Below are 16,864 nucleotides of genomic sequence, written 5' to 3'. Positions count from 1 at the left end.
TTTCGTCTGGCCAGCTGACAGTTGTAAAAATGCGACGCATGCGGAGAGTTCTTCGGAACAACAGGTTGCGTCGGGTCCGAATCGCTGGTAGCTGAGCCGGTGAATGCCAAGAAGAATAAATCTAGGAGACTGACTAATGAAGACCAGCCGCCTTCTAACCGGACTCGGTGCAGTGGCTCTTGCCGCTACCTCGGTCACGGCGAATGCAGGTACCCGTGCAGTTGATGCTCCGGCCGCCACCGTGCAGCCGGTCAAGCTTTCGGCTGTCAGCGGTGAAGTGAGCCGCTCGACCGCTACTGCAAAGCAGCAGAGCGAACTCGGTGGTCCGGGCCTGATCATTGCGATCATCGCCGGTATCGCTGTGATCGTTGGCATCGTCATCGCTGCCAGCGACGACGACGACCGCTCGCCGGGTTCGTAAGCAATCGCGAAATAATGAAGGCTCCGTCGGCCATTGGTCGGCGGAGCCTTCTATTTTGACGACAGGGTTGGGGTGACGGAGGCCGCTGTGCCTAGGGGTCTCAAGTTTTCCGAACGGGTTGACCAATTTGGCGTGGCGCTTGGTTTGCTTATCGCTTTGGCGCTCTTTCTCGGCGGAGGTGGAGCAGGGTATGGTTTGCAGAACCTCGCCGTCCAGCTGGTCGCCGTCGCATTAATCCTTATCTATTGGGATCGGGTGGTCACCTTTCTCGGCGTGACGCCTCGCTGGGTCATCGCTTTGTTGGCCGCATCGCTTGCGCTGCCACTTTTGCAACTCGTTCCATTGCCGCCTGCCGTCTGGCACAACCTTCCGGGGCGGGACATGGCAGTCGCCTCGCGAACACTCGTGGGTGCGGCCGATGCATGGTACCCGCTAACGCTGGCCCCCCATATGACCGTCACTGCGGCTTTATCTTTGGTGGGCCCCTTGGCGGTTTTTGTGCTTTTTCTCGGCAGGACCGAAAGTTCACCGCGCGGGGGGCTGTATCTGCTGGTAATCGCAGGGCTTCTGAACTTCCTGTTCGGCGGCATACAGATCGTGAGCGAGAGTGCTCTCGGCCTTTATCCCATGGTAGACGAGGGCAGGCTCCACGGCTTCTTTGCCAATCACAACACGAGTGGTCTGTTTTTCGTCATCTGTAGCTGTGCGGCGATAGGCTTGGTTGCTGCACGCGAGCAGCCGGTCTGGGAGCGGACAGGGTTGATTGTTTCTGCGTTGCTTTTTGTGCTCGGCGTTCTGCTGACCAATTCGCGATCGTCGACGGTGTTGCTTTTTCTCCCGCTTGGGCTGGCGGCGTTTGTCGCTTGGCCGAGGCTAAAGGCGGTCGCCTTTGGGCAGCGATTCAAGCGCGGAGGTATGTTTCTGGGTTTGGCAACGCTAATCGTGGCGATCGTTGCAGTTTTGCTGGTCTCGAGCACTAGGGTGATGACCACAGTCGACCGCTTCGACACGCTTGAAGATTCTCGACCCGCAATCTGGGAAGATACCCTTTCTGCTGCGGACAGGTATTGGCCCGTGGGAAGCGGGATCGGCACGTTCGACGAGGTATTCCAGGTCGACGAATCCCTTGAAAACCTCATGTCCCTCAAAGCTGGGCGAGCGCACAACGATTATCTGGAAAGTCTGCTTGAAACGGGCATTTTCGGGCCGGCGCTGGCCGTTGCATGGCTCGTTCTTATCGCCCGCTTGTGGTGGCGGGTTAGACACACCCCGGATCGATTTGTGGCTCACGCCGCAGTCTTGGCTCTGGGAGGTATTTTCTTGCAGGCCATACTCGATTACCCCCTCCGCAACCAATCACTTCTCTGCATCGCCGCGCTGCTTCTCGGCGCACTGGTCGCATGCCAGAGGAATCAAAGGGACAAAATCATTGTCTAGAATGGCAACGGGCTTCCTTGTGCTCGGAACGATCGCACTCAGCGGATGCTTTTCGCCGTCTTCGGACTTGCCGAAAGGTGGGGATGCATACCGGCTCATGCCTCCGGCCGACATCGAGCGCGGCCCGGCTCAGTATCGCATTGGTGTTCTCGATGTTCTTTCCGTGCGTGTGTTCCAGGAGCCTGAACTTACTTTCGACCAGATTGCCGTTGACGCGGCCGGTCGGATCAATTTTCCGTTCATTGGGGAAGTCGATGCGAGCGGCAAGACGCCGGTCGAACTGAGCGATGAGATCGAGTACCGCCTCGGGCAGAGCTACATCCGCAATCCGCAAGTGGTCGTTGGGGTCGTGACCTCGGCCGGGCAGCGTGTGACCGTAGACGGGCAGGTCAACCAGCCGGGCGTCTACGAAGTCGCCGGGTCATCATCATTGATCGAAGCCGTCGCACGCGCGCAAGGTACGACCGAAACCGCCGTCGAGGATGAGGTTGTCGTATTCCGGCAGATCGATGGAGAACGCTATGGTGCAATCTTCGATTTGAGGGCGATCAGGGAGGGACGGGTCCCTGATCCGGAAATTCTGGGCGGAGACCGCATTGTCGTCGGATTTTCGGCGACCAGGGGACTCTATCGCGACTTTCTGCGAGCGGCGCCCCTTCTCAATGTGTTCACCAGATTCTAAAGCTCGGCAAACGTATCAAGCATGACACCGAAAAATCCAGCAAGCATCCGCAGCGTCGATGGTGGCTTTTCCCCGCGCGACATGACCGATGATAGCGAACCGTCACCGATCGACATCGATTTGCGCGCCATTCTCGCAGCGATGCGGCGAAATCTTATCGCCATTGCGGCGATCTTGGCGACCGCATTGCTCATCGGCGTCGTAGCGACGCTCCTGATGGTGCCGAAGTTTGTCGCGACTTCGCAGATCCTGGTCGAACAGCAGGCCGATCAGATTATTGATACTGAGGGGCCCCAGCCAACCGTTTCGGGGCAGGAATCCGAGCGATTCCTGCAAACGCAGGTTGATGTGATTGTCTCGCGTTCGCTCGCTGAGCGGGTAGTGGAAAGCGAAGGCCTTGCGGACAACGAGGCTTTCTTCGCTGCACAGGGCGTCGAGTATCCGACTGAGGAAGACCTCGGGGGCATCTACAGCGGCCGCAATGCGCTTTCACGTTTGCGGGAAGATGCAGCTATCGAGTTGTTGCAATCTGGCCTGTCTGTAAATCTGCCGGTCGACAGCCGATTGGTGGCGATCAGCTTCGAAAGCACTGATCGAGTGGTGGCCGCAGATATTGCGAACGCTGTTGCGACGAACTTTATCGAGGCGAACCTTTCTCGGAAGTTTGACAGTTCGGCCTATGCTCGGGAGTTTCTCGGTCAACAGCTCGCGGATGCGCGCGAGAAGTTGGAACGTAGCGAGCGCGAACTCAACCAGTATTCCCGGGCAGCCGGACTGATCCGCGTCACCGGGCAAGGTGCCAATGCGGACCAAGAAACGACGCTGTCCGTGACAAACGACACTCTGGTCCAATTGAACGCTGCGGCAAGCCAGGCTGCCGCAGACCGGATTGCGGCTGAGAACCGCTGGCGGAGCATCGCTTCGCAGGCTTCCGGTAGCATCCCCCAAGTGTTGCAGAACCCGGCATACCAAGCACTGCTTCGCCAGAAGAGCGAGATCGAAGCGCAGCTCGCGGTCGAACGGGCGCGCCATCTCGAAGAGCATCCAAATGTGCTCGCGCTGGAGGCGCAGCAGGCCAAGATCAACCAGCAACTCAGCGACGTCGGTGAAGCTGTCAAACGTTCGGTTCGATTGGAGTACGAAGCTGCGCGAGATCGCGAAAGCGACATAACGGGGCGCGTCTCGGCCATCAGGTCGGACGCTCTCGACGAGCAGGACCGGGGTGTACAGTACAATATCCTGAAGCGTGAGGCCGAGACCGACCGCGCTCTTTACAACACGTTGCTCACCAATTTCAACGAGCTGAACGCGACGGCAGGAGCGACATCCAACAATGTCTCCCTTGTAGATCTGGCCCAGCCACCGCGCGAGTCCTCGTCGCCGATCCTCATTTTGAACGTGCTCGTGGCTATGATCCTCGGCCTCATCGTGGCAGGAGTCTATGTGTTCTTGCGCGAACATCTCGACGACGTCGTAAGGTCGCCGGAAGATGTCGAGCGCAAGCTCGGGATCAACGTCCTCGGTATCGTTCCGAATGTCGGCGACGCGGATCCGCAGGAAGAGCTGGCCGATCCCAAGTCGCCCATGAGCGAAGCCTATGCGTCGCTGGTAGCCAATCTGCGCTACAGTTCGAGCGGCGGGCTGCCGCGAACGCTTTCGGTGACGAGCGCGCAAGCAGGAGAGGGCAAATCGACGACGTCGTTCAAGCTCGCAACCGACTTCGCCGGTCTCGGCAGACGGACGCTGCTCGTGGATGCCGACTTGAGGCGCCCCACTCTGCATCGCCGTTTCGAAGATCGCGAGAAGGAAGGTCTGACAGCGGTACTCGCGGGTGAACGTTCGATCGATGAAGTCATCGTTGCATCGGATAGACCCAATCTGTCGTTGGTATCGGCCTTGCCGATCCCGGTCGATCCTTCGGCCTTGCTGTCGAGCTACAAACTCGAAATGATCATCGAGGAACTCAAGAGCCGCTTCGATTGCATCGTTTTCGACGCCCCGCCGACACTCGGCTTGTCGGACTCCCCGACGATTTCGGCTCACATGGATGCTGTGATCATGGTGATCGATGCGTCTTCCGGCCGCCGCGGGGCAGTAAAGTCCGGTCTGCGGCGTCTTTCGATGGTCAATGCCAACGTGCTTGGGGCAGTGTTGACGAAGTTCGAAGCTAAGAGGCTCGGTTCGGAGTATAGCTACTACACCAGTGATTATTACGCCTATTCGACGAAGGACGGCGAGTGACGCGACGCTGGCCCTCCTTGCCCTCAATAGTCGTTCGGCTCGCGATTTTCATAGCGATTGCAGTCCTCGCAACTGCGTTTCAGGCCGACCGCTGGGCAAGGAAAAATCCGGCGATTATGGCTGTCGTTCCGGAAGGCCTCGGTGGATTCGCGGACCTGCATCGTCTTGTTCTGTTGGAGAGTGTCGAGCCGGGCTCCGGGTTGGCGCTTGCCAAGTCACTCGTGGCCAGCCGACCGATCCCGGCAGAGCCGCTCAGGTTGCTAGGCAATTCAGCGATCGAAAAGGACGAGACTGAGCTTGCGTCCCAGGCGCTTTCTCTCGCCTCGCAAAGAGGCTGGCGAGATACCTTCACCCAGATCGCGGTAATGGCCAGTGCCATCGCTGCGGAAGAATGGGATGCTGCCGCCCTTAGGGTCGATGCGATGGCGCGCACGGCACGGGACCGACGCCTGATCGAAAACGGACTTGCCTTGATGCTGGCGCAGTCCGGAGGTCGCGAGGCGGTTGCCGAACGTCTCGAGGAGGGCGCCCCCTTGAGCATTTCGCTCGTCGGATTGATACGGTCGGACGAAAGCCGGGTCGAGCAAGTCGTGGCCACTTTTGCAGCGGCGGAAGAAGGGGGCGGCCAATTATCGTGCAGCAGTTACGCCAATCTTGTCGATGTCCTGCTCGCTAAAGGATATGGCGTTGAAGCAATCGGCGTGTGGCCTCGACGCTGCCAGACCGAAACGAGTGCAGATTTCGCTTTCGATCTGGACGCAGTTTCCGACGATCCCCTGGCCTGGCGGTATCCGGACAATTCTGGCCTCAGGGTTTCGGCAGGTGACGACGAAGGGTCGATCGACATCAGGAACAGGGCGGTTCTGCGTCGGGCCTTCGCGACGCGATATCTGACGCTGCCACCCGGCGAACATTTCATTTCGCTCTCCCAGAGCCAGGCTGATGCTGCGCAAGGCGAACTGTCCGGTCAGGCCGCCGCCACCCTCCAGTGCGTCGGCCGCGGAAGCGCAGGTATGAGACCATTGGTCGAATCCGATGACGCCCTTCGCATTCGCTTCGTCGTACCGCAGGGATGTACCACGCAGCGACTTTCCCTGACTGCGTCGCGCGGCAAGGTTACATCCTTCCGCATAGCGGTAGATTGAGTTTTCAGCGAACCTCATTCGGACCGGTGTACCAGTGAAAGCTCCCCTCCACCTCTTCATCGCCGTCGCACTGGGTCTTCCGCGGGTTGCGGCGAGCTATGCTGCTTATGTATCCGGGCCACTTCTCGCCGTTCGCTGGGTGACGCAAAGAGCACTAGTGACGGCAGTTCTGCTCGTTGGATATCTGCTGCTTGTCCTTGGCCTCAATGCAGCAATCGGGCTCAAGGTCTCGCCCGTTGCGTGGCTGTTTGAGCTTGCACTCCTGCTGCCGTTTCTCCTCGCGACATTCGGCTTGCCGCTGGCGCGCAATTTTGACGGGCGAAAGTTAATCAGGATCCTGAACGTGATCGTGTTCGTGATGAGTTTCGTCACGCTGGTCCGTCTTGGTTTTCCCTTCCAGATCCCCTACGTCCACTACCTTCCCGATGCCTTTGACGGAGGGTTCGGGGCTGGCGGAGCGAAGACCGTTACGGTGATCGGGTTTTTCGGCCTTCTCGAACTGTTTTCCGGGCGCCGCGACAAGCCCATATACCAAGATTATTTTCTGTACATCGCTGGTATCAACTTCATCATCCCGAATTTTATCTTGGGAATCGTTGCTGGCGTGTGTGGCCTCGCGATGTTTGCGCCGAAGAATCGCTCGCTCATTCTTGCAGGAGCGGTTGCGGCTGTAGCTATCACGCCTTACATCATTTTGCGCACTGAAACTAAAAACAGTTCCTTTGCCGAATATTACAAATATGATCCGAAGTTGTACGCCTATAAGCTCGTCGGAGATATTTATCTTGACCAGCCACAGACGGCACTAATCGGAGCAGGTCTCGGACAATATGCCGGTGAGGCGGCGATCTGGGCCAGCCCGATCAACCAGGTATTCGGCGAGAGTCGTGTGGGAAACATCCCCTACCTTACTTCAAGTGATGTCCACCTGAAGCATCTGGCACCAACCATGTTGCGTTTCCGGGACAATGTGTACGCCATCGAGTCTTCATCCAACAAACCTTACAGTGGAATTTCGGTGTTGCTGGTTGAAGGCGGATTGATATTCACTCTATTGATTGTGCTTTTGCTCTACAACAGGTTCTGGCGGCACAGGCTGAGTTATATCGGCAAGGCATGCTTTGTGTTCTTCCTGGCCATGAACCTCCTCGACAATCAGCTGGATTCGCCTTGGTATGGAACGCTGTTGTTCGCGGTCGCGGAGATCGTGCAGCGCGAGAAGAGGCGTGCTACTCGTCGGACAAGCCTGCGGACGAAGAAGCTCGCTGGTGTAGGGCCCGCTATGTTACCGGGCTCGCCGGTGTTGATTTGAGAGCAGGCTTTCTCAAAAACTTGAGGCAGCACCGAAGTCGAGCAACACGGATCACGAAGACCGCGAGACAATGATGAGCGATACGACAAAGACGACCAGGGTATTTTTTGACGAGATCGTCGGCCTGCGAATTATTCTGGCGCTATGGGTGGCAGTGGGGCACGGCCTGCAACTGTCAGGCTTTGTCGTCGCAAAGGACCCGATCACGGCCGTGTTGCTCAACGCGCACTCAGCGGTGGTCGTGTTCATGATCATAAGTGGTTTCGTCATCACGAATCTACTGATGGTGAAGCAGGAGAGCTACCCCCGATACCTCACGCGGCGATTCTTCAGGCTTTATCCGGCTTACGTCCTCTGCTGCATTCTGGGATATGTCATGGCCGGCTATTGGCTAGACATCGTTCAGGCCGCGCCTTGGCAGGACGCCGAGGGCTGGGAGGCATACTCCCAGTCAATCTACGAGCTCGACTACGAGGCTCGCGAGAATTTCTGGCCCCATGCATTGCTGCATGCGAGCATGTTCCATGGGATGGTGCCCGACGAAATAATCAATCGCGCTGCAATGGTTTTCCTGCCTGCCGCGTGGAGCATATCGTTGGAATGGCAGTTCTACCTCGTTGCGCCGTTCGTCTTGGCCGCGCTTAGGAGCACCAAGGCAACGATCTTCGTGTTGCTGCTCGCGGCGGCGGCTTATGTCGGGTATCAGGTCGGCTTGCTCGGTCATTATGACATCAAGTCCAGCCTCGCTGTCGCAACCCCAGCGTTCTTTTTGGGCATTGTCTCTCGCCTCGGATACCAGAAGCTAAAAGAAGCGACATTTGTCTCGCCACTCGTCGCCAGCGCCGTTGTCATCTTCGTCGGCCTGACAATGTTCGACAAACCCCTGCCTTATCTCGTCTGGGGAGTGTTCTTCAGCTATCTATTGTGGAGCGACAGGGCACCGTTCACCGGCCGCCTGTTCAAGCAATTGTTCACCTCGCGGCTGGCTTCGATCTTGGGTGAGGCGAGCTATTCGCTCTATCTGGTTCACCGACCAGTACAGGTGGCGCTTGGCGTGTTCGCAATGTCGTTCGTCACCTTGAACCAATGGTCCATGTTCGCGGTCCAGATGGCGGCTGTGGCCATTGCAATGCCGATCTCTGTCGCAATGTACTTCTTCATTGAGAAGCCGGGCATGAATTTGGGCAAGTCGATTGCCAACAGGCTTCCGGAAGGAGAGGCCGAAAGCAAGGGCTCGCGTCTTATCAATACCGGGCCGTAGATCGATGGAGCCGGCCCGCGCGTTTAGTCTTCGAGCACTTCCATGACCCTGCGAGCGCTTTCTGCCCATTGGAAACGCTCGAACGCCGCGCGTTGGAACGCCCGGTAGCGCTCGACGAGATCGGGCGTCCGCTGAAGGTCTTCGATGATACCAGGCACCTCGCTCGCATGCGCAACCCTGTGAACGAACATCTGCGCGTTCGCGAGACCAGCAAATTCGCCGGATAAATCGCAATAGGAGACGAGCACCATGCCTTCGCTGATGTATTCCAGAGCCTTAAGCTTGAAGCCTGCTTGGAAGCGATCGACGACAAGACCGATCCCGAGGGAACCGCGAGCGGGAAGTCCGACGGTGTGGTCCAGCGCTTCAGGCGCATGTTTGGCCGCACCTTCGGAAAGATAGATGGAGCTACTACCGGGCAGATTGACTGCAATCGCTTCGTCGAAAAAGCGACTGATATCCTGGCGTTTGAGACGCCAGTCGTAATTGCCGCTGATCGCCACCGTCGCGGCAAACTGTGCATCCGCTTCGATCTCCGAGCATCCCGGGATGACGCCGGGTGGACATGCGGCTGCCATGGTCAACCCATAGCAGTCTTCCGCTGCCTGACGGTCGTATTCTGAAATTGCGGTGACCGGTACGGAAGCACGCGTGAGCCGGCGCTCGTACCGATGGAACAGTTCGGCATAGATCCTGTCTGCAATCGTACCGCGCGATCGATAGCCGGGAGCCATGATATTGTGGCAGAGTATGATCGCACGCGACCGCGGGACAATGCCCTGTTCGACGAGGTAGAGTGTCGATTCATGCGACAAGATCACGCGGTCCGGATCGAATTGCGCGATCGCTTGAGCGACCAGGGACGCGTTCGCCCGACTCCGATATCGTGCAATCGCAGGTGGCATTCCGCGCAGGATGCCGGCGTAACCGGACGACGGCGCGCTTTCTTCGAGCGCGACGCGCTGGATCTCGTGTCCGAGACCTTCGAGCGCCTGGGACAGGCGCCTGTCGTAGATGGACAGGCCTGATGTTGCGCTCCTCGGATTCTGAAACGCGTAGAGCAGCTTCATCCCGCAGCGTCCTCGGCATATGCGTGCCATGCAGGCAATTCGCGATCGAGCATCGCTTCTATGGCGTCGATATCGCTCGCGAGAAGGCGGTAAGTGCGACGAGCGTCTGGGGCTGAAAGGCTTGCCGGGCGCTTCCCAATTTGTGCGAGCAAGGCTTCATATGGCGCTCTGATTGCACGACTATTCATTAATGCCGGAAACCGTCGGCGAGCCCTTTTCGCGATCTGCCTGAAGCCTCGCGCAACGGGACTGCTGATCTCGATGCTCGGATTCTTGTGGGCTGCGTCGCTCTCGATCATCATGGTCCGGCCAATTTCCAGAAAGTCCGTGACCTGGTCCAGCAACGATTGCGGTTTCTGGATGAGATCCTCAAAGAGCAGGATCAGCACGTTCTCTCCGAAAAGCTGCCGGTAGACATCGAGATGCTTCGCATAGCGGCTTTCTTCGACATAGTTGATCGCGAAGGCATTGCGCCTCAGTCCCGCTTCGCACTCGTCGAGCGCCGCCGAGAAACTCTCACACGGCTCCTCACCGCGCGAGCGGGCGTGGACATAGGCCGAATAGGCACGCGAAACGGGATCGCGCAGGCAGGCGATTATGCGGGCATGCGGATTGGCGTGTCTGATTGCACGGGCTGCACTCGGATCGACGAGATACTGCGTGCTGGCGTCGATTCGACGCTGCCCTTCGCGGGCCTTCGCGTAGAGCGTCAGATAGTCGCGCTCGGCCCCGTAAGGCAGCGTCGCGGCAAGTGGCATAACGAGACTTCCATCGCGGATAGTCCAGGGATCGCCGCCACGTAGGGTGAAATGGTGGGGCTCCTTTTCGTGCGGAACGAACACCTCGCCGTTGAGACGAAGCATGTCGACAAGACTGGATGTACCGGCCTTGGCCGCGCCGATGATGAACACGTCGGGGAAGGGCACGATCGTCTAGCTCTTCCACAGGTCGTAAGGGAATGCCTCCATCAAAGGCTGGGGATCGAAATCGGGCAAATCTTCGCCTCCCAAGTCGATCGCCTCCTCAATCGTTCTTGCTACCGTGAACCTGTTCCGTCCGGTGCCCTCGTAATAGTCGTTGTACTTGAATTCGTTTTCCTCTTTCGAAACAGCGATAAATTGCGCGGGAATACCAAATGCCTCGGCGACGATAATGCCGTGGAGCGAGCTGGACACGACGAAGCGCGCCTCAAGTATCTCCGCAACGACATTGTTCCAACTCTGGGTCGGCTTCACGACCGTGACATTCGCGGGAATGTCGAGCTGTTCCATGTCGTCGAAGAGGTTGGGTACGAAGACAATCTTCTGACTGTTTTTCGTAGCGGAGAAGCGCCCGTGCGTGAGGATTGGCAGCAAGAGCGCCGGGTCGCCGAATACTGCGGGTACGTTGATTCCCCGTTGCTCGAGCCAAGCTTTGGTCCTTGGGCCACGACACGCACGCACATCGAGATTTTCGAACTCATAGATGTCGGATCGCGCCTTGCCGTTTACGCCGCTGCCCCAGACGACCGCTCCCTCACTAGCGAAGTGCATCACCGAGCCGATGGTCAGCAACTGGCTGGGCTTTTTCGTCTCGTCTTCCAGTGTCATCCCGCGGCGAGCCAGCATCAACGTCGTGACGACGCGACCTAGCTCGTCGCCAAAGTTCACACCACCGGTCTTCGGACGCCAACTGTATAGGTCCACCGTAGGGTAGGGGAATCGAAAAAGGAGTCTCGCCCTCATCTTGCGATAGGTTGCCAAGGCGGATCTGGCTCGGTTGCGGAGTTTGGGCTTCATTTGTGGTCTCGCATTGAAAGCGGCGGCTAGCCTTGGTCAGCCGAGCGGAAAAAAAGTGAGAGGGCTGTCGCAACGGCAGCGCGCTGCACAATTGCGGAAATTGCCGCGTAGGAAATGGCTCCACACATCAGAGAAACGATGAGCTCGGTAATCGTGCCTCCTCCGAGCCGCCAAAGGCTTTGGATCAGATAGTAGACCCCCACAGCAATGCCCGTGCAGAACAGGGCGGGGACCGTATTGGCCAGGATGGTCCGTATGCGGATTCCCCCGTAGCGATGCAGGATCAAGAGAACGAACAGGAATGAGACGTAGGCCCGAACCACGACTGACACGGCCACCCCCCAAATCGCGAACTGCGCTCCAACGATTGTCGCGATGATCGACAGTATCGCCTGGAACGCATTGATGGCCAGGTTGGCGCCATATTGTCCTCGCGCGATAAGGATGGAGTTGGAGGTCATGATCAGGACTGCGCTCAGCCCATTCGCCGAGACGATCGCTCCCAGGTGTCCGGCTGTTTCCCATTCTGGCGACATGGCTAGGCTGACTGCCATCGGCAGAGCTGCTCCGATAAGGCCGTACAGCGGCAACGCCATGAACGAGAGGACACGGTAGAGGGAAAGAAACGGAGCCTGAAGCCTTCCGTGGTCACTCGAAGAGCGTGCCAGTTGTGCGAGGTGAGAGGTGAGGACGTTGGCTAGCGGGGTGACCAGAATGGCGGAGATCAAATTGTAGAGCTGCATGGCCACCCTAATCAGGCCAACCGCATAAAGGCCGAGGATCAAGCCGGTAATTAGATCGATTGACCTAATCGTGATCTGGCCGATTGACTGGCTTGCGGACTGGAAAGCGAAGCTGGCGGCATGCGAGCGCAACCAGGACCAATCCGCCTGGCGACCGAGTTCGGGTCGAAACATGGCCCAACACAAGAGTGTCGACGAGACCGTTGCCGTCACATGATAGACTGCCAGAGCCATCGCGTCGGGACGGAACCAAGCGTAGACGAGACCGGCGAGAATCCCGAGACAGCCGCCGACGCCCTTGCGTTTCGCTTGCAATGAGAACCGGAATTCGCGCTGGAACAGGCCGTCATGCAAAGTCCCGGTTGCGACCGCGAAAATCGCGATCGCGTGGACCGGCAGGATCCTGGCAAGCTCGGGTTGATTGTACAGGTCGGCGACGAGCGGTGCCCCGATCATCAGGGCGGCGCTTGCCAGGGTTCCCGCGGCTGTGATTGCGATCAGTACTGCCAGGCTGGCTTCGCTTGTCAGCGTCCGCGCTCCGGTCAGCACATCGGCGACGCCTTTGAACGGAATGGCGAGAATGAAGATTGCAGCGAGCGAGATCGCCGCAATTCCGGTCTGCTCGACGCCAATGATGGGAGCCAGCAAGAGCGTCGCGAGAGCCGGCGCAAATCGCTCGAAGAATGACGCCATCATCGACCAGGGGACACTCCGACCGAAGCGGCTTCCTGTCATGCCGGTATGCCGGGATCGCATCTGGTCAAGTCCGCACCGAGATGGAGCGGTCGGTTTGCGTCAAGGCTTTGTACAAGGCAATCGGGTTTGTCGTCAGATAGCGCCAACCGAGTTGCCTGGGGCGCGTGACCATTCGGTGCAGCCACTCCAGATGATTGTCCTGCATCCATTGCGGCGCTCTTGGATAGTCGCCCGTGATGTAGTTGAAACAGCCGCCAGCCGTTATCACCCACGCTGCCTTCAGGCGGTCTCGATGGCGTAAGCAAAACGCCTGCTCGAGTGGCTTTCCCAATCCGACCCAGACGATATCTGCGCCCGACGCATTGATCTGGGTGATGATGGCTTCTTCTTCGTTCGCCGCGAAATACCCGTTGCGGCGTCCGACTATTTGCAACGCGGGATAGGTCTCACGCAGGATCGCTGTTGCGCGCTCGTTCACCTGCTCGGTCGCGCCGAGAAGGAAATGCTTCAGATGCTTGGCATTCTCGTCCTGCGCGAAATCGTGGATCATGTCGGTCGTCGGCGAACGTTCCGAGATCGCCTTCGCGGCCAAACGCTTCGAGATAGCGACAAGAAATCCGCCGTCGGCATGCACGAGATCCGCCTGCTCCAGCGCTGCTGCAAAGCTGGCATCGGTTTGCGCCAGAGCTATGCCATGACCATTGGCGTCGAACACAATGCGCGCCGGCGCATCGGGTATCGATGCATCGTGGACAGCCGCCTCGACGAGCTCTGCCCGTGAAGATGTCGCAATGAAGGTCCCCGCGACCTTCACATGGGTTATCGGGAATCTGTCGGACAATCTGTAAATCCTGTGAAACCATGATCGTCAGGGGGACGATGAAATGCTTCAGACACGCGCTACGTTCGATGGTGCGGCATCCTCTGGAAAGGCTCCACGCACCGCCACCAATCGCTTCGATCAAAGCGAATCGTCCCCGACGCCCTATTGTGCCGCGACTGCGAATGCAATCTGGACAGCGCGCAGACGGGCCTGAGTGTGTCCGTATGGCCTTGCGACGTAAGCCTGCTGGTCGGTTCATCATCGAAAATTGGCAAAGATCGATTTCTGTACTGCTTTTCCGTGATTTTCTCACGTGTAAGTTCTTTCAAATCCGTCGATTGGGAACTAATGGACATTTGGATCAAAGACGGGTCGAAAGGTTTCGGGGTAATGACTAGGCGGGTCGGTTGCGCGGTTGCGGCTGTTGTATTGTTGAGTGCATGCGGCGGCGGATCGGGCTCCAGTCCTCCGCCGGTTGCGACCTCGACGCCGACACCGACGCCGACACCAACCTCGACGGCCACTCCAAGTCCGAACGTGATCGTAGTTGTGGCAGACGACTTCAATGATTTCACAACCGGACTTGGCGGGCATCCGCAGGCCTATACGCCCAATCTCGACCGGCTCGCCGCGAGAGGGCTGAGCTTTTCCAATGCGCACGCCAATGCGACGCTGTGTTCTCCGTCAAGGGCGAGCTTTCTTTCGTGATATGCGCCCTCCACATCCAACAAGTACCACAGCACCCTTCCGTTTCGCTCGCATCCGGTCCTTGCGCAGGCCAAGCTGATCCCGGAGCATTTCCGGGACAACGGCTATGCGACCTATCTTGCGGGAAAGGTTTTTCACGACACCGACAACGACAACACCGTTTTCGGCACAGACGATCCCGCCAGCCAGCCAACGTCTGCGAACGACAGAAGCGGCGGTTACATCGGTCCGTTCTCCTCGTTTGGTCCCTATCCGTGGGACGGGGTCACCTATCAAAAGGGAAAACCCTCTCGACTGATTCCGTTCGGCCAAGAAGGTGTGGACTGGGTGCGGCGGAGTTGGGACGAAATCCAGCTCCTGAGCGGAGGGCGCTGGAATTCGAATCCATCCTTGCCCCAGCAGATCCAGTTCTGGGCCCACGGCATCGGACGCACTTCGGTGGGTGTCGAGTTTCGCTCGGGGATGAACAGTACATATCCGGCTGGCTACAGTTACACCGGCTTTGCAGACTCTTCAGGGCTCTTCGAGGACGACGGCAAAGGCAATCGATCGCGCCTCACTGACGAGGAAATCGCGAACTGGGCAGCGGATCTGATCCGCGGCGTTCCACAGAGCAACTCAGCCTACAGCGCAACGGTCCCAATCGGCGGGCGGAGCTTCTTCATGATGCTCGGACTCACCAAGACGCATGGCGCCATGTACATGCCGGACGAGTTTATCGATCGCGTGATCGCCGTGAACGGAATCAAGTCGGTCGATGATGTCCTCTTGCCTCCGATCCTCGCGGGAGATCGCGCCGACATACCGAGCGATGCCAATTTCGGGGACGGCAGGAAGACCTACAACGACATCCTGGCAGGCGGTCGCAGCGTCGCGACAATCCCGGACATCGTCCACGCAGGATCGCAGATTGCGGCGAGCGAGGACCGCCTTCACAAGACCATGGTGCTTGCCTACCTTGCCGCGGTCTACGAGATCGATGTCCAGATCGGCAAGATCATCGACGCGCTCGATGCAAACCCTTCGCTCCGGGACAACACTATTATCGTGTTCACGTCCGATCACGGGTTTCATCTTGGGGAGAAGGGTTTTTGGGGCAAGCAAACGCTTTGGAACGAGTCGACACGCGTGCCCTTCATCATTGTCGATCCGCGAAACCAATATGCTGGTTCAAGAGGCGCGACGACGAACCTGCCGGTGTCGCTCGTTGACTTGTATCCTACGCTGGTCGAGCTGGGCGGACTGCCTGACGTTCCGCTCGCCTCCGGCGCTCCGGCCCTCGACGGCCTCAGTCTTGCGCCTGTGCTAAGAAACTATCAAGCTCCGGCACTTCGCCGCAGGTCCCTGGCAATTTCCAGCAACTTCGGATTGATCAGCGATCGCGATCTGGCGGACCCGTCCCGGCGCAACCATACCGTAAGGGCGGAGGGGTGGCGCTACACGCTTTCCAAGAATGGCGGGGAAGAACTCTACGACGAAGTGAACGACCCAAATGAATGGAACAATCTTGCCAGTCACCCGGAATTCAAGTGGGTCAAGGATATCCTGCGCCCGATCCTTCTGGAAAGGACGGGCCAGACCAAATGAGGTCGCGATTGCGATGGGCCGTAGTCTGCTTGGCCGGGCTCTCCACACTTGTGCTGGCAGCATGCGATTCCGCGGCCACGTCGGATGCCCTACCTGAGGCGGTGACGTGCGCAAAACTGGACGACACACCCGTGCGGATCGAGTCCGGCACTTTTATGATGGGTGACGACAAGGCGTATCCGGAGGAAGGACCGCGACGGCGCGTGCATGTCGATGGCTTCTGGATCGATCCGCATGAAGTTACCAACCGGCAATTCGCAGCTTTTGTTGACGCAACCGGCTATGTCACGGGCGCCGAGAAGCCGGTCGATCCATCACTGTTCGGTGTGCCCGCAGAGCAGGTACCGGAAGAACTACTCAAGCCAGGCTCGGCAGTTTTCATGCCGCCCCGTTCGGCTCCACGGTCTGCGGAAGGCATGTGGACCTATGTCCCCGGTGCATATTGGCTCAAGCCTCATGGCCCGGACGGTCCGGTTGCACGGGACGACGAACCGGTCGTTCACCTCACATACGACGACATGACGGCCTTTGCGCGCTGGAGCAAAGGGCGGCTCCCGACCGAAGCGGAATGGGAGTACGCGGCCGCCCCGAGTGATCCGCCGAGCCGGACCCAGCCCACGCAAGCGAACACCTGGCACGGACTTTTCCCAGCTGTTGATACGGGCGAAGATGGCTTCAAAGGCCTCGCGCCAGTAGGTTGTTTCGCGCCGAATGTAAGGCGCCTGTATGATATGGTCGGCAACGTGTGGGAAATGACCAGCGATTTCTACGAGGACGATATGACGCTGGGCAGGGTCATAAAGGGGGGCAGCTATCTTTGTGCCGCGAATTATTGTCAGCGCTATCGACCCTCGGCGCGGCAGGCGCGCGACACCAGCCTTGGAACCGGACATGTCGGTTTTCGACTGGTGTATGACAAAGTGGAAGAATGAGACGCAAAAGCCGGCGACGCATTCGTCT

General features: G+C 58.4%; 15 protein-coding genes. 10 read left to right on the top strand and 5 right to left on the bottom strand.

Annotation, left to right across the window (positions count from 1 at the left end; translation table 11 throughout):
* Window positions 1–136 precede the first annotated feature (136 nt).
* The 7 genes from K3172_RS11200 to K3172_RS11170 all read left to right on the top strand — a co-directional run bounded on the left by K3172_RS11200 (window position 137) and on the right by K3172_RS11170 (window position 8,499).
* Window positions 137–421 carry a hypothetical protein gene (locus K3172_RS11200; protein ID WP_221590059.1) on the top strand — a complete coding sequence of 95 codons (285 nt, stop codon included), beginning with the start codon at window positions 137–139 and terminating at the stop codon, window positions 419–421.
* Window positions 422–454: 33 nt separating this feature from the next.
* Window positions 455–1,858 (top strand): O-antigen ligase family protein, encoded by a 1,404-nt coding sequence (locus K3172_RS11195; RefSeq protein WP_221590057.1) that lies wholly within the window; start codon window positions 455–457, stop codon window positions 1,856–1,858.
* Between the two features lies 1 nt (window position 1,859).
* Window positions 1,860–2,540, top strand: coding sequence for a polysaccharide biosynthesis/export family protein (locus tag K3172_RS11190; protein WP_221590055.1), 681 nt, complete (start codon window positions 1,860–1,862; stop codon window positions 2,538–2,540).
* 21 nt (window positions 2,541–2,561) lie between these two features.
* Entirely contained in the window at window positions 2,562–4,781 is a 2,220-nt protein-coding gene (locus tag K3172_RS11185; RefSeq protein WP_221590053.1) for a GumC family protein, read from the top strand.
* Complete coding sequence (locus K3172_RS11180; protein WP_221590051.1) at window positions 4,778–5,926, top strand: hypothetical protein; 1,149 nt, start codon at window positions 4,778–4,780, stop codon at window positions 5,924–5,926. Before K3172_RS11185 ends, K3172_RS11180 begins: the two co-directional genes overlap by 4 nt.
* A 34-nt stretch (window positions 5,927–5,960) precedes the next feature.
* On the top strand, window positions 5,961–7,238 hold the full coding sequence (locus K3172_RS11175) for a hypothetical protein (protein ID WP_221590048.1): 1,278 nt from the start codon (window positions 5,961–5,963) through the stop codon (window positions 7,236–7,238).
* A gap of 70 nt (window positions 7,239–7,308) precedes the next feature.
* Window positions 7,309–8,499 carry an acyltransferase family protein gene (locus K3172_RS11170; protein WP_221590046.1) on the top strand — a complete coding sequence of 397 codons (1,191 nt, stop codon included), beginning with the start codon at window positions 7,309–7,311 and terminating at the stop codon, window positions 8,497–8,499.
* A 23-nt stretch (window positions 8,500–8,522) separates the two neighbouring features.
* Here the strand turns inward: K3172_RS11170 and K3172_RS11165 are convergent, their stop codons facing one another.
* From K3172_RS11165 to K3172_RS11145, 5 genes are all read right to left on the bottom strand, one after another.
* Window positions 8,523–9,569 (bottom strand): glycosyltransferase family 4 protein, encoded by a 1,047-nt coding sequence (locus K3172_RS11165; protein WP_221590044.1) that lies wholly within the window; start codon window positions 9,567–9,569, stop codon window positions 8,523–8,525.
* Complete coding sequence (locus K3172_RS11160; protein WP_221590042.1) at window positions 9,566–10,495, bottom strand: sulfotransferase; 930 nt, start codon at window positions 10,493–10,495, stop codon at window positions 9,566–9,568. Before K3172_RS11160 ends, K3172_RS11165 begins: the two co-directional genes overlap by 4 nt.
* 6 nt (window positions 10,496–10,501) lie before the next feature.
* Window positions 10,502–11,218, bottom strand: coding sequence for a polysaccharide pyruvyl transferase family protein (locus K3172_RS11155; protein WP_221590040.1), 717 nt, complete (start codon window positions 11,216–11,218; stop codon window positions 10,502–10,504).
* A gap of 155 nt (window positions 11,219–11,373) precedes the next feature.
* Complete coding sequence (locus tag K3172_RS11150) at window positions 11,374–12,825, bottom strand: oligosaccharide flippase family protein (protein WP_282098618.1); 1,452 nt, start codon at window positions 12,823–12,825, stop codon at window positions 11,374–11,376.
* 25 nt (window positions 12,826–12,850) lie between these two features.
* On the bottom strand, window positions 12,851–13,627 hold the full coding sequence (locus K3172_RS11145) for a WecB/TagA/CpsF family glycosyltransferase (protein WP_221590037.1): 777 nt from the start codon (window positions 13,625–13,627) through the stop codon (window positions 12,851–12,853).
* Between the two features lie 330 nt (window positions 13,628–13,957).
* Between K3172_RS11145 and K3172_RS15765 the strand changes: the two genes are divergently transcribed.
* From K3172_RS15765 to K3172_RS11130, 3 genes are all read left to right on the top strand, one after another.
* Window positions 13,958–14,317, top strand: a complete 360-nt coding sequence (locus K3172_RS15765; RefSeq protein WP_345725649.1) for a sulfatase-like hydrolase/transferase — start codon at window positions 13,958–13,960, stop codon at window positions 14,315–14,317.
* A gap of 390 nt (window positions 14,318–14,707) precedes the next feature.
* Window positions 14,708–15,904 (top strand): sulfatase-like hydrolase/transferase, encoded by a 1,197-nt coding sequence (locus tag K3172_RS15760; protein WP_345725648.1) that lies wholly within the window; start codon window positions 14,708–14,710, stop codon window positions 15,902–15,904.
* Complete coding sequence (locus K3172_RS11130) at window positions 15,901–16,836, top strand: formylglycine-generating enzyme family protein (protein WP_425594705.1); 936 nt, start codon at window positions 15,901–15,903, stop codon at window positions 16,834–16,836. The genes K3172_RS15760 and K3172_RS11130 overlap by 4 nt, the downstream gene beginning before the upstream one ends.
* Window positions 16,837–16,864 lie beyond the last annotated feature (28 nt).

Source organism: Qipengyuania proteolytica, from assembly GCF_019711565.1.
Classification (GTDB): Bacteria; Pseudomonadota; Alphaproteobacteria; order Sphingomonadales; family Sphingomonadaceae; genus Qipengyuania; species Qipengyuania proteolytica.
Note: the sequence above shows the minus strand (reverse complement) of the source record. Positions and strands in the feature narration are given on the sequence as shown.

Bases quoted from the DNA above. Each gene is read 5' to 3' on its own strand.
- K3172_RS15765 (WP_345725649.1), top strand. From the start codon at position 13,958: ATGGACATTTGGATCAAAGACGGGTCGAAAGGTTTCGGGGTAATGACT.
- K3172_RS11185 (WP_221590053.1), top strand. From the start codon at position 2,562: ATGACACCGAAAAATCCAGCAAGCATCCGCAGCGTCGATGGTGGCTTT.
- K3172_RS11150 (WP_282098618.1), bottom strand. From the start codon at position 12,825: ATGACAGGAAGCCGCTTCGGTCGGAGTGTCCCCTGGTCGATGATGGCG.
- K3172_RS11200 (WP_221590059.1), top strand. From the start codon at position 137: ATGAAGACCAGCCGCCTTCTAACCGGACTCGGTGCAGTGGCTCTTGCC.
- K3172_RS11170 (WP_221590046.1), top strand. From the start codon at position 7,309: ATGATGAGCGATACGACAAAGACGACCAGGGTATTTTTTGACGAGATC.
- K3172_RS11190 (WP_221590055.1), top strand. From the start codon at position 1,860: ATGGCAACGGGCTTCCTTGTGCTCGGAACGATCGCACTCAGCGGATGC.
- K3172_RS11130 (WP_425594705.1), top strand. From the start codon at position 15,901: ATGAGGTCGCGATTGCGATGGGCCGTAGTCTGCTTGGCCGGGCTCTCC.
- K3172_RS11165 (WP_221590044.1), bottom strand. From the start codon at position 9,569: ATGAAGCTGCTCTACGCGTTTCAGAATCCGAGGAGCGCAACATCAGGC.